This window comes from Nitrospina watsonii (genome assembly GCF_946900835.1).
In the GTDB taxonomy this organism is placed as follows: Bacteria; Nitrospinota; Nitrospinia; order Nitrospinales; family Nitrospinaceae; genus Nitrospina; species Nitrospina watsonii.
This window is the reverse complement of the sequence record NZ_OX336137.1, coordinates 103,463-116,857: the sequence shown is the minus strand read 5'-3', so window position 1 is coordinate 116,857 and position 13,395 is coordinate 103,463. Positions and strand designations below refer to the sequence as shown.

At 61.5% G+C, this 13,395-nt stretch carries 6 protein-coding genes; 4 read left to right on the top strand and 2 right to left on the bottom strand.

Annotated elements, in window-relative coordinates; all coding sequences use genetic code 11:
- Window position 1: 1 nt before the first annotated feature.
- From QML71_RS00545 to QML71_RS00530, 4 genes are all read left to right on the top strand, one after another.
- The gene (locus tag QML71_RS00545; protein ID WP_282009943.1) at window positions 2-631 is read left to right on the top strand and encodes an acetyltransferase; all 630 of its coding nucleotides are present in this window, start codon (window positions 2-4) and stop codon (window positions 629-631) included.
- Window positions 628-1,782: a DegT/DnrJ/EryC1/StrS family aminotransferase gene (locus tag QML71_RS00540; RefSeq protein ID WP_282009942.1), complete on the top strand. Its 1,155-nt coding sequence runs from the start codon at window positions 628-630 to the stop codon at window positions 1,780-1,782. The genes QML71_RS00545 and QML71_RS00540 overlap by 4 nt, the downstream gene beginning before the upstream one ends.
- A gap of 137 nt (window positions 1,783-1,919) precedes the next feature.
- A complete protein-coding gene (locus tag QML71_RS00535; protein WP_282009941.1) occupies window positions 1,920-7,808 on the top strand; it encodes an alpha-2-macroglobulin family protein in 5,889 nt (1,962 codons plus the stop codon).
- 4 nt (window positions 7,809-7,812) lie between these two features.
- On the top strand, window positions 7,813-10,038 hold the full coding sequence (locus QML71_RS00530) for a transglycosylase domain-containing protein (RefSeq protein ID WP_282009940.1): 2,226 nt from the start codon (window positions 7,813-7,815) through the stop codon (window positions 10,036-10,038).
- A 339-nt stretch (window positions 10,039-10,377) separates the two neighbouring features.
- Here QML71_RS00530 and QML71_RS00525 read toward each other — a convergent pair whose 3' ends face one another.
- Window positions 10,378-11,511 (bottom strand): aminotransferase class V-fold PLP-dependent enzyme, encoded by a 1,134-nt coding sequence (locus QML71_RS00525; RefSeq protein ID WP_282009939.1) that lies wholly within the window; start codon window positions 11,509-11,511, stop codon window positions 10,378-10,380.
- A 311-nt stretch (window positions 11,512-11,822) separates the two neighbouring features.
- A complete protein-coding gene (gene dinB / locus QML71_RS00520; RefSeq protein ID WP_282009938.1) occupies window positions 11,823-12,989 on the bottom strand; it encodes a DNA polymerase IV in 1,167 nt (388 codons plus the stop codon).
- Window positions 12,990-13,395 lie beyond the last annotated feature (406 nt).

Sequence of the window (13,395 nt, the reverse complement as noted above, 5' to 3'; positions counted from 1 at the left end):
TTTGGCGGCGTTGTTGATATTTGGAGGCGGGGGGCACGGCAAGGTGGTGGCAACGATTGCCGCCGAAGCCGGAAGCTGGGACCGCATCGCCTTCGTCGATGATCGTCATGCGGCACTGGAACGCGTCGCCGACTGGGAAGTGCTGTCGGGATTCGACGGCGCGGCGGACTATCTTAAAGAGTTCACGCATTTTTTTGTTGCGGTGGGCGACAACGCATTGCGCTTGAAATTATTGAACCGGTACCGCGAACAGGGACACCGCGCCGCCACCCTCGTGCACGGCAGCGCCTGGGTCAGCGCCTCGGCCACATTCGGCGCCGGCACATTGATCGGGCCGCAGGCCGCCGTCCATACCGACGCGCGTCTGGGGCTGGGCTGCATCGTCAACACCGCGGCGACGGTGGATCACGACTGCGTGCTGGAAGACGGCGTGCACCTGTCGCCGGGCGTGCACCTGGCGGGCGAAGTGAAGGTGGGACGCGAAACGTCGATCGGCATCGGCTCGGCGGTGTGCAACCGCATCGACATCGGCCATCACGTCATCATCGGCGCCGGATCCGCCGTGATTGAAAGCGTGCCCGACGGCGTCACCGCTACGGGCGTGCCGGCACGCATTCTCAAACAGACATGACTCCAAATCCAAACCGCATTTATTTATCGCCGCCGCACCTGGGCGAACACGAACGGCACTTCGTCGAAGAAGCGTTCCAGTCGAACTGGATTGCACCGTGCGGTCCCAATCAGGAAGCGTTCGAAGCCGAGATGGCGGCGTACGTCGGCGCACCGGGCGCGGTGGCGCTCAGCTCCGGCACCGCCGCCGTGCATCTGGCGTTGCGGCTGTGCGATGTCGGCCCCGGCGACACCGTGTTCTGTTCGTCGCTCACCTTCATCGGTTCGGCCACGCCGATTCTTTTTCTGGGCGCGACGCCGGTGTTCATCGACTCCGAACCGGAATCGTGGAACCTGTCGCCACAAGCGCTCGAACGCGCACTGAGAGACGCCAGCCAGCAAGGCGCGCTGCCCAAAGCCGTCCTCGTCGTCAACCTCTACGGCCAGAATGCAGACATGACTGCGATTCAGAAAGTCTGCGACACATACCGCCTGCCGGTGATCGAAGATGCGGCGGAATCGCTGGGCGCGACCTATCGCGGCCAAGCCAGCGGCACGCTCGGTAAATTCGGCATCTATTCATTCAACGGCAACAAGATCATCACCACCTCCGGCGGCGGCATGCTGGTCTCCCGCGACACCGCCGCGCTCGATAAAGCGCGTTACTGGGCGACGCAGGCGCGCGATCCGGTGGTGCATTACGAACACAGCGAACTGGGCTACAACTACCGCATGAGCAACGTGCTGGCGGGCATCGGCCGCGGCCAGTTGAAGGTGCTCGATGAACGCATCGCCCAGCGCCGCGCCGTGTTCGACCGCTATCGCAACGCGCTGGAAGGGAAACACGGCATCACCTTCATGCCCGAAGCGGCATTCGGCGCCTCGACGCGCTGGCTCACGGTGTTGACGCTGGATGCGGACTCGCCGGTGAAACCACACGACATCATCGCCGCGCTGGATGCGGAAAACATCGAAGCCCGGCCCGTGTGGAAACCGCTGCACTTGCAACCCGTGTTCGCGGGCTGCGCTTACACGCCGCACGCCGCCGACTGCAATTTCTCGGAAGACGTGTTCGTGCGCGGACTCTGCCTGCCGTCCGGCTCCAGCCTGTCCATTGAAGATCAGGAACGCATCATCGGCATCGTGCGCTCTACCCTTCAACGCGGTGGATAAAAACCGCACGCACTCTCCCACCGCCGTGTCCCCGCCCGCTTATTTTCTCCCTCGTTAAAATTGGATTTGTGCCTGAGTGCAAAACTCATTAACCTGTCCCTATACCGTATCCCGAAAATCCAAAAGGAAGGGGCTCCATGCGAACATCCGTCGCGTCGCTGCTGGTATTTTTGTGGTCGTTCATGGCTCTCGACTGTTTCCATCAACCGGCAATCGCCGGCGCGGCGGAGAGCAAACCACTCGAGATCGTGCGCATCACGCCGAGTGGCACCGACGTGCCGTCCGCCCGCCAGATCGTCCTCCAGTTCAACCGTCCCGTGGTGCCGCTGGGACGCATGGAACGAACGAAGGAAGAAGTGAAGGCCGGCATCCAGCCGGAGCTCAACTGCCAGTGGCGGTGGCTCAATACCAGCGCGTTGGCGTGTCAACTGGGTGATGACGACGCACTCAAACCGGCGACGCGGTACGAAGTCACCGTCCCTCCCGGAATCCAAACCGAAGACGGCGCAACACTCGACCGGCCCTTCATCCACCGATTCATCACCCACCGGCCGCGCGTGCGCTACGCGTGGTTTCAGACCTGGAAGGCGCCCGGCTGGCCGGTGCTACGCATCACTTTCGACCAACCGGTCACGCAGACTTCCGTTGCACAACATCTTTACCTGTTGACGGAACGCGGCAAGCGCGAACGGCTTGCTTTAACCGTTGAAAACGATCCCAACGACCGCCAGCTTCCGGTGATCGTGCCCATTCCCGGCGATAAGGGGTTCCTGCATCTCGACCGCCCGCCCAACCAGAAGAGCGACGACCAGCCCACGCTGAAAGACGGCGTCGAGGCGCGGCGTATCTGGCTGGTGCAACCGCAAACGGAAATGCCCTGGGACACCGACGTGCTGTTGAATATCGAGCCGGGGCTTCTCTCCGCACTCGGACCCGAAGCGGGCGTCACCCAGCGCACGGTGAAAAAGTTCCGCACGTTTCCCGAGTTCCGTTTCATCGGCGTCACCTGTATGGATAACGACAATCGAAGAATCGTTATCGATCCAACCCACGCCGGCCTCCCCACGCATCGCTGCAATCCTCTGCACTCCGTCTCGCTGAGCTTCAGCGCCCCGGTCATCAACAAAGAAGTGAAACAACACGTCGCGTTTGCACCCGATCTCGCCGGAGGCCGCACCGATTACGATCCCTGGGCCAATGCTTACGGTTATTCGCGCCTGCGCAGTCCGCACCGCAAAGGCCGGCATTATAACGTGAGCCTCCCCGAAGCGTTGAAGGCGGCGCGGGAGTACCGCATCACCTCGAAAACCTCAACACTGAAAGATGAATTCGGGCGTGCTCTGCCCAAAGGATTCGACCTGACATTCTACACCGATCATCGCAACCCGGATTTTCATCTGGAGCACACCACCGCCGCGCTGGAGAAACAGGAACAGACCGAAGTGCCGCTGGTGGTCACCAATCTGAAAGAGATCACGCTCCGTTACAAACGCCTGACGGAAGAAGACCGCAAAGACGGTTTGCTTCATAAAATAAAACCGGACGATGCCGAAGACATCGCTTATGCCCTGCCGCTCGATGTGCGCGGCGCACTGGATGGCAAAAGCGGCGTGCTGTACGGTCACCTGGATACAAAACCCGGCGTTTCCAAGCCCACCTACCAGCGCACCCTGCTGGCGCAGGTGACGCCGTTCGCCGTGCACGTCAAGATGGGTCATTACAACTCTTCCGTGTGGGTGACGGATCTCGCCACCGGCCGGCCGGTGCCCGACGCGCGCGTCATGATCTACAAGGACAAGATCGCCGATCTCTCCGCCGACAAACAAATTCTGAGCGATGCGTTGACGGATGACGACGGACTCGCTCTGCTGGACGGCACGAGCAAACTCGATCCCAAGCTGAAAACGATGGGGTACGGCTGGTACGACGATACGCGCACGCGCCTGTTCGTGCGCATCGAGCGCGGCGAGGACATGGCGTTGGTGCCGCTCGACGACCAGCGCTTCGGCGTTGACACCGGCAGCCTTTCCAATTACGCAGCCTACCCCAGCATGCAACGGCAGTATGGCCACATCAAAGCCTGGGGCACCACGGCGCAGGGCGTGTACCGTGCGGGCGACACCATCCAGTTCAAACTGTTCGTGCGTGATCAGGACAACAAAAAACTGGTCGCGCCACCGCTCGAAGGCTACCGGCTGGAAGTGCGCGACCCGATGGGCAAGAAGGTTTACGAGATGAAGGACATCACGCTGTCGAAGTTCGGCACCTACGCGGGCGAGTTCACCGTGCCCACATCCGGCGCCGTCGGCTGGTACGAGTTCCTCCTCAAGGCCAAGTTCGTCAATACCACCTGGTCGCCTTTGGAAGTGCTGGTCACCGACTTCACGCCGTCGCCCTTCCGTGTGAGCAATTCACTGAACGGCGAGGCGTTTGAGCCGGGCAACGAGGTAGAGATCACGACGCTGGCGCGCATGCACGCCGGCGGGCCTTACGCCGATGCCCCGGCGCGCCTCACGGCCACCCTGCGTGAACAGGTGTTTCGCTCCCGCCATCCGCGCGCGAAAGAATTCCGCTTCACCGCCGAAGGCGGACACCATTACCAGACACTCACCCTCTACCAGAAGGTGGATGCGGTCGATCAGAAAGGCGACCTTCTGCGTTCATTCACCATCACCAACCAGAACGTGCAGGAAATTTTTTACGGCACGCTCAGCGTGGAAAGCGCGGTGAAAGACGACCGCGGCAAGTACGTGGCGTCGATGACCTCGGCGAAGTTTCTGGGGCGCGACCGCTTTGTCGGCCTGCACAGTCCCAAATGGCTTTATAAGGAAGACGAACCGGCGAACATCGAATACATCGTGGTCGATGGCCACGGCGAGCCGGTGAGCGGCACGCCGGTGAACATCCAGATCGAGCGGCACGTCACCAAAGCCAGCCGCGTGAAGGGGGCGGGCAACGCCTACCTCACGCAGTACACGCATTCGTGGGAGAAGGCGGGCACCTGCACCGGCACGCCGTCCGCGAAGGCAAACGTTTGCACGTTCACACCGCAGGAACCGGGATCGTACCGGCTGACCGCATCGGTCACCGACACCCAAGGCCGCACGCATACGTCGAGCCTGCGCACCTGGGTGGCGGGCGCGGGCCGTGTCGTGTGGGCGGAAGACAACACGCACGCGCTGCAACTGATTCCGGAAAAAGAAGACTACCAAATCGGCGACACGGCGCGCTTCCTCGTGCAGAACCCGTTTCCCGGCGCGCAAGCGTTGATCTCGGTCGAGCGCTACGGCGTGCTCAAGCAGTGGGTGACGACGTTCGATACGGCCACGCCGGTGGTCGAGTTTGAAGTGGAACCGGATTTCCTGCCCGGCTTCTACCTGTCGGTGCTGGTGGTGTCGCCGCGTGTTGAAAAACCGTTGGGCGAAGGCAACATCGATCTCGGCAAGCCCACCTTCCGTCTCGGGTACACGCGCGTGCCGGTGAAAGACCCGTACAAGGAACTGGTGGTCACCGCCCAGCCGGAGAAGGAACAATACAAACCGCGCGATACCATCAAAGTGGCGCTCAACGTGAAGCCGCGCTTTGAAGCGGACGCTCCCCCGTACGAACTGGCCGTCGCCGTGCTGGATGAAGCGGTGTTCGATTTGTTGCAGGGCGGCCGTGATTACTTCGATCCGTATAAAGGCCTGTACCATCTCGAATCGCTCGACCTCAAAAACTTCAGCCTGCTGACGCGACTCGTCGGCCGTCAGAAGTTCGAAAAGAAAGGCGCCAATCCCGGTGGCGACGGCGGCGCGGACCTGGCCATGCGTTCGCTGTTCAAATTCGTCAGCTACTGGAATCCGGCGCTGACGCCCGACGCCCATGGCAACGTGACGATCGAGTTCGAAGCCCCAGACAACCTGACCGGCTGGCGTGTGCTGGCGTTCGCCGTGACGCCGAACGACCTGATGGGCCTGGGTGAAGGCACCTTCAAGGTCAACAAGGAAACCGAGCTGCGCCCGGTCATGCCCAACCAGGTGACCGAAGGCGATGCCTTCAACGCAGGCTTCAGCGTGATGAACCGCACGGATCGGACACGCGAGCTCACCGTCATCATCGAGGCCGAAGGTCACATCGATACGGACCCGCCCGCGCAGGCCACGCACACGGTGCGTCTCGCACCGTTCAAGCGGCAGACGGTGTTTCTCCCCATCACCACCCTTGCCCTGCCGCAGACCCGCGACATCGAAAAGGGCGAGGTTCGTTTCCGTGTGACGGCAGGGGATGACATCGACCGCGACGGCCTGGTTTACAAAACGCCCGTGCTCAAGCGCCGGTCGCTGGAAACCGCCGCCAATTACGTTTCCACCATTCTGCCGCATACGGAAGAATCGATCGCGTTCCCGCAAAACATTCACCCGGATGTGGGCTCGGTCGGCGTGGTGCTTTCGCCCACCGTCATCGGCAACGTGGCGGGGGCGTTCGAATACATGCGCAACTACGCTTACATCTGCTGGGAGCAGGTGCTGAGCAAGGGGGTCATGGCGTCGCACTACCTGAACCTCAAAGACTACATGCCCACCGATTTCAAGTGGGAGGAGGCGGATGCCGTGGCGCGTGACATGTTGAAGTCGGCGATCAATTATCAGGCGCCGAACGGCGGCATGGTGTATTACGTTCCGCAGGACCGGTATGTGAGTCCTTACCTGAGCGCCTACACGGCGCTGGCGTTCAACTGGATGCGGTCGGCGGGATACGAAGTGCCCGCTCACGTGGAAGACGCTCTGCATAACTATCTCAAACGTCTGCTCAAGCGCGACGTGCTCCCCACGTTCTACAGCAAGGGCATGGCCTCCACCGTGCGTGCGGTGGCGCTGGCGGCGTTGTCAACGCATCGCAAGGTGAGCAAAAAAGACATCGAACGTTTCCGCCCGCACATGCCGTTCATGAGCCTGTTCGGCAAGGCGCACTACCTGCAGGCGACGCTGAACATCAAGGGCACCCTGCCGGCCGTGGAAGAGACACTCGATGCCATCCTCGCGCATTCGACGCAGAGCGGCGGCAAGTTCGTGTTTTCGGAGACGCTCGACGACAGCTACTCGCGCATCCTCGCGTCGCCCTTGCGCACCAACTGCGCCATCCTCTCGACGTTGACGCAGACGGCGGGGCATTCCAACCTGAATAAAAAACTGGGCAACGCGCCGTTCAAGCTGGCGCGTTTCATCACGCAGACACGTGGCCAGAGCGACCACTGGGAGAACACGCAGGAGAACATGTTCTGCATGAATGCGCTCATCGATTACAGCCGCGCTTACGAACAGACCGATCCGAAATACCTCGTCACCGCGCTGATGGACGGCAGAAAAATCGGCGAGCATGAGTTCAAGGACAAGCGCGATCCCACGGCAACGCTGACGCGTCCCATAGAACAGGGCGATCCCGGCCGCAAAACGAAAGTCGTCATCAAGAAAAAAGGCATGGGGCGGCTGTACATCTCGACCCGCGTGCAGTACGCACCTCTTGAGGAACACGCCGAGCGCATCAACGCCGGCATCGAGATCCGCAAGGAGTACGCGGTGGAGCGGAACGGCGAATGGGTGCTGCTGAACGACGGCGATAAAATCCAGCGCGGCGAGCTGGTGCGCGTCGATATTTTTCTGTCGATCCCGTCGGCGCGCAATTTCGTGGTGGTGGACGATCCGGTGCCCGGCGGACTGGAACCGGTGAACCGCCAACTGGCCACCGCTTCCACCGTCGATGCCGACAAGGCGGCCTTCAAGGCGGCGGGCGGCTCGTGGTGGCTCCAGTACTCGGACTGGCGCTCGTACAACTATTCGCGCTGGAGTTTTTATCATAAAGAACTGCGCCACAACGCGGCGCGGTTTTACTCCGACTACCTGAGCCCCGGCAATTACCATTTGTCCTACGCGGCGCAGGCCATCGCCACCGGCACGTTTCTCAAGATGCCGGTGCACGCGGAAGAAATGTACGATCCCGACGTGTACGGCAAGGGCATCCCGTCGCATCTGATCGTCGAGGACTGATACAATGCGCTGGCGCGGGCGATCCAAACGGTTTCGATGGATGGCGGGCGGCGCGGTCGTTGCGCTGGCGGGCATGTTGGGATTGTGCATCGCCACCGCGCTGGCGCTTCACCCGGTGGAGACCGCGTTCCAATCGGTGAAAGCCGGGACGCAGGCGCGCATGCAGGTGACCGACCGCTTCGGCGCGCCCCTGCGCGTGACCTACCAGGCGCGGTGGAACACGCACGATACCGTGCCGCTCCACGCCGTTCCTGAATTTCTGAAACGCGCTTTCATCGTCTCCGAAGACAAACGCTTTTACGATCATAACGGCATCGACTGGCTGGCGCGTGGGCACGCCGTGTGGCAGAACGTGAAGGCGTTCGGCACCGTACGCGGCGCCAGCACCCTCACCGAGCAGGTGGTGCGGATACTCCATCCCCGCCCGCGCACGGTGTGGTCGCGCTGGCTGGAAGGGTTTGAGGCGCGGCGGCTGGAGGCGGCACTCACCAAGCCGGACCTGCTTGAGTTCTACCTCAACCAGGTGCCTTACGCTTCGCAACGGCGCGGCGTGGCGCAGGCGGCGCATTATTATTTCAACCGCGACCTCGATACGCTGACCCAAAAAGAAATGCTGGCGCTGGTGGTGCTGGTGCGCGCGCCATCGCGATTCGATCTCTACCGCGATTCGCAATCGATCGACCGGGCCATGGAACGACTCGCCCACGCACTGCATGAACAGGGTGTGCTGACCGATGCCGATCGGCAACAGATTCAAAGCGAGACGTTCAAGCTGGAACCGCCGTCACTGCCGGTGGAGGCGACGCATTTCGTGCGTTACATCACAAACTCATCCGCCCCCGTGGAGCCACCACATCGGCGCACCACACTGGACGGGACCTTGCAAGCGACCATACAGACCCTGCTCGACCAGCGCCTCACGCAACTGACGCGTCACTCTGTACGCCACGGCGCGGTGCTGGTGGCCGATCACACGACGGGGGAAATCCTTGCATGGGGGGTGGCGGGCCAGCCGGATGAAAGCGTGCCCGGCAGTTTCATCGATGCCGTCACCACGCCGCGCCAGCCGGGTTCGTCGCTCAAACCTTTTGTGTACGCGCTGGCGCTGGAGCACGGCTGGACGCCTGCGACCTTCATCCTCGACGCGCCGCTGGCGGAATCGGTGGGCACGGGTTTGCACGCCTACCGCAACTACAGCCGCCATTTTTACGGACCCGTGACGCTGCGCAACGCGCTCGGCAACTCGCTCAACATCCCCGCCGTGCGTGCGGCGAAGTTCGTCGGCGTCGAAACCTATCACCGCTTTCTGCAGACGCTAGGTTTCACCACCCTCGACCGGCACCCCGATTTTTACGGCGACGGGCTGGCGCTGGGCAATGGTGAAGTGACGCTGTTCGAGATGGTGCAGGCGTACTCGGCTCTGGCCCGCGGCGGGGTGTGGCGTCCGTTGACGCCTTGGATGGACGACCCCGCACCGCGTGAAGAGAAGCGCGTGGTGCCGGGTCCGGTGGCGTCACTCATCGCAAACATTTTGTCCGACCCGGAAGCGCGGCGACTGGAATTCGGCGCGGGCAGTGTGCTGAACCTGCCGGTGCAGACGGCGGTGAAGACGGGCACCTCCACCGATCACCGCGACGCGTGGGCGGTGGGCTTCAACGACCGCTACACCGTCGGTGTGTGGATGGGCAACCTCGACCAGAACCCGATGGAAGACGTGACCGGCTCGACGGGTCCGGCCCTGCTGCTCCGCTCCGTGTTCGCCGAGCTCAACCGGCATAGAGAGACGCGACCGCTTGCGATGGACCCGCGGCTGGTGCAACGCGACCTGTGCCGCGAGCCGCAGGGCGAAGCCGTTAACGTATCTCTGAATGACGCATCCGCCTGCAGGTGGGTGACGGAGTGGTTCGTGCCCGGCACCGAGCCGCAGGATGTGGCAATGCGACCCTACCGCGATCGCGAGGTGAAGTGGATCCAACCGGTGTGGGGGTTGCGCATGGCGATGGACCCGCGCATTCCCGATGAACACGAAGCGTTCGAGTTCGCCATCCAGGGTGTGGACGACACCGACACGGTGGAATGGATGTTGAACGGCGTGCCGCTGGCGGTCACCGAAGGCGGCAAGTATTTATGGAATCTCCAGCGCGGACGGCAGCACCTCAGCGCCACCATCCACAAACCCACCCACGCCCCCACCCCGCAAACGCTGCAGGTGGTTTTTTACGTGAAGTGAAAAAGCAGATTAGCCACAGATGGACACCGACCCGGCCAGGCCGGGGGCGGGCGGGTCCACACTATGTGGGAAAGAAACGGGCTAATGCGTTTCAAAATGAACTATGACCTGAGGGCGCAAACCGATGGGCTCCCCCTTCTCCGAAGGGGGCCGGGGGGCTTTTTCCTTAAGGACGTCATCCTGAACGGAGTGACGGATGACTCTTACAAAGATTCTTGTCGACGTATCGAGATCCTTCGCTGACGCTCAGGATAACTGCGGAAGAATCCCCCTAGCCCCCTTTACAAGGGGGGACCCGACCACTCCCTGTATGGGTGTTCATCTGTGGTTAAAAAGATTTTACTTCTTCAAAAACTGGTCGATGTGGTCGAAGCAGTGATCGATGTCGGATGGGTTGTTGTAGCAGTGGGGGGAGAGGCGGATGAGTCCGTCGCGGATGGTGAGCGACACGTTGGTGCCGGCAAGAAACGTTTTCAGTTTTTCGAGATCGCAGTTCAAGGTGAACGACACGATGCCGGAACGCTCGCCGGGTTCCGTTGAGTTGACGACTTTGCCGCCCCGCTGTTTGACGCGTTCCATGATGACGTCGCCCAGGCCCTTCACGCGCTGCTCGATGTTGTCGATGCCCACCTCTAAAAGCACATCCAGCGCCGCGCCGAACGCGAAAATGCTCATCACGTTGAAACTGCCTTCCTCGAACCGGCGCGCACCGGGACGGAACGTGAAGTCGTAGTTCAGATAGTCGCCCGCGTTGACGACGCTGTCCCATCCAACAACAGCCGGATAAATGTTCTCCAGCACGCGCTTCGAAATATAAAACCCGCCCAGCCCTTCCACACTCAACAGCCACTTGTGGCCGTCGGCGGCGAGGAAGTCGATGTGATCCTTTTTCACGTCCATCGGCAGAACGCCCAGCGACTGGATGGCATCGACGCAGAAATAGATGCCCTTCTCTTTGCAGAACGCGCCGATTCGGTTGAGGTCGTTGCGGAAGCCGCTGTTGCATTCGACGGAAGACACCGACACCACGCGCGTTCTATTGTTCACCTGCGCCGCGATCTGCTCGAACGGCACGCGGCCGCGCACCGATTTCACCCAGCGTACTTCGACGCCGAGGCGTTTTAAATTCATCCACGGATAGACGTTGGCGGGGAACTCGATGTTGGGGATGACAACGTTGTCGCCTTCCTTCCAGTCGATGCCGTTGGCGACGATGGAGATGCCCTCCGACGTGTTCTTGACGAACGCCACTTCGTCTTCGTCGGCATTGATGAGTTCGGCAAAGCGGGCGCGGACGCGGTCGGTTTCTGCCATCCATTTCGCATAATTGGCGGTGCCGTGTTCGCTCGCGTCCTGGAGGAAGGCGGCGACGCGGTCCTGCACGCGTTTCGGCAGGGGCGCGACTTTGGCGTGGTCGAGGAAGATGCGGTTCTGCGTGACGGGAAACTCGTCACGCCATTGATCCCAATTCATATAAAACCTAAAAAAATCGTTAACAAAAAAGCAAATGAACCACAGATGTGCACAGATAAACACAGATGACGACCAGACTGCGTCTGGAAGAAGCATAAGGATAACAGAAAAGGAAAAACCCCCCTAGCCCCCCCCCTTACAAGGGGGAACCGGGGCTACGCCCCGCCGGACTACGTCCGGAGGAAACGGCTTGCATTTGAAATGCCCCTTTTCTCCCTCCCCTGTACCAAGGGGAGGGGAGGCGATGGATTGCGTCCGCAGACTATAGTTCCCCTCAACGCATCAGCCCATTCCCTCCGGGCGTGGCCCGGTCATTCTTCGTTATGGCTGGTGGCGCGGAGGATGGCGCGGAAACCGTACTTGCCGCGGATGCGGTCGATGCCGGCGTACAGGGTCTCGCGTGTGCTGTGCGGGGTCGTATCGAACAGGTCCATCTGCATGGGCGCTTCGCGGGTGAGCCCGGTGAGCGCCACGCCGATGAGCCGCACCCGCGTGCGCCGCGTGAACAACTGGCGGAATAAATCCACAACGACGGCAAACAGGATGTGGTCTTCGCAGGCCGGGACGGCGAGCGTGCGCGAGCGCGTCACCGTTTTGAAATCGGAGTAGCGCAGTTTCAGCGTGACGCATCGCGTGCGGAGGTCTTCGCCGCGCAGTTGCGCCGCCGCTTTCTCCAGCAGGTAACTCAAGTTCGCTTCCAGCAGACGCGGATCGGTGGAGTCTTCTTCCAATGTGGTTTCGCGGCTGATCGATTTCGTCTCGTCGCTGGGGTAAACCGGGGAGCGGCTGATACCGCGCGCTTTTTCATACAACCGCCCGCCCCATTCGCCGTACATCTCTTCCAAAAGAGCCAGTGGCAGTTGCGCCAGGTCGCGCACGGTGCGGATGCCCAGACGGCGGAACTGTTGCACGCTTTTGGGCCCGATGCCCGGCAAGGTGCCAACGGGGAACGGCGCGAGGAAGCGCGCCGCCTGGCCGGGCAGGATGCGGAAACAACCGTTGGGCTTGGCGAATTCCGAGGCCACCTTCGCCATCAGCTTGTTGGCAGCGATGCCGATGGAGGCGTTGATGCCGACCCGATCGCGGATTTCATCGTGCATGCGCTGGGCGGTGGCGACGGCGGGGCCGTGCAGTCGCTCGCAACCGGTGAGGTCGAGGTACGCTTCATCCAGCGACATGGGTTCGACCAGCGGCGTGTAGCGTTCCAGAATGGCGAAGATGCGCGCCGAGAACTCGCTGTAACGTTTGTGCGCGCCGCGTAAAAAAATGGCGTGCGGGCACAGTTTGCGCGCGCGGGCGATGGGCATGGCGGAATGCACGCCAAACTTGCGTGCTTCGTACGAGGCGGCGGCCACCACGCCGCGGCCTTCCGGATTGCCGCCGACGATCACCGCCCTGCCCTTGAGCGACGGGTCGAGCACTTCCTCGACGGAAACGAAGAAAGCGTCCATGTCGATGTGCAGGATGATAGGAGTCATGACTCATTTACCGGAATGAAAAACATTGCCACCACCGATGCACACAGACCCGGCCAAGCCGGGAGTGAACGCAAAACCGGGAATAAACATAGACCTCTTTTTCTCCCCTCCTTTCCAAGGAGGGGATTGAGGGGAGGTATTATTTGGAGCCCCCCTCACCCCAGCCTGTCACTCCGTGAGTGCTCCCGCAAGCGGAGAAGGTATTATGGGAATGTGCGTTGATTTGAAATTGCGCCCATAGATCATCGTTCGCTTACGAACGCATCAGCCATTTGCCACCGGACGCAGTCCGCGCCCACAGACCATCGCAGGGACTGCCGGGCAGTAGCCAATTTGCCACCGGACGCAGTCCGCGCCCACCGGCCATCGTTCGCCCTCTCGGCAGTAGCCCGTTCGCTCCGCGCCT

What these genes read in the sequence shown, in the direction of transcription:
- QML71_RS00535 (WP_282009941.1), top strand. Translation starts at nt 1,920, where the DNA reads ATGCGAACATCCGTCGCGTCGCTGCTGGTATTTTTGTGGTCGTTCATG.
- QML71_RS00530 (WP_282009940.1), top strand. Translation starts at nt 7,813, where the DNA reads ATGCGCTGGCGCGGGCGATCCAAACGGTTTCGATGGATGGCGGGCGGC.
- QML71_RS00540 (WP_282009942.1), top strand. Translation starts at nt 628, where the DNA reads ATGACTCCAAATCCAAACCGCATTTATTTATCGCCGCCGCACCTGGGC.
- dinB (WP_282009938.1), bottom strand. Translation starts at nt 12,989, where the DNA reads ATGACTCCTATCATCCTGCACATCGACATGGACGCTTTCTTCGTTTCC.
- QML71_RS00525 (WP_282009939.1), bottom strand. Translation starts at nt 11,511, where the DNA reads ATGAATTGGGATCAATGGCGTGACGAGTTTCCCGTCACGCAGAACCGC.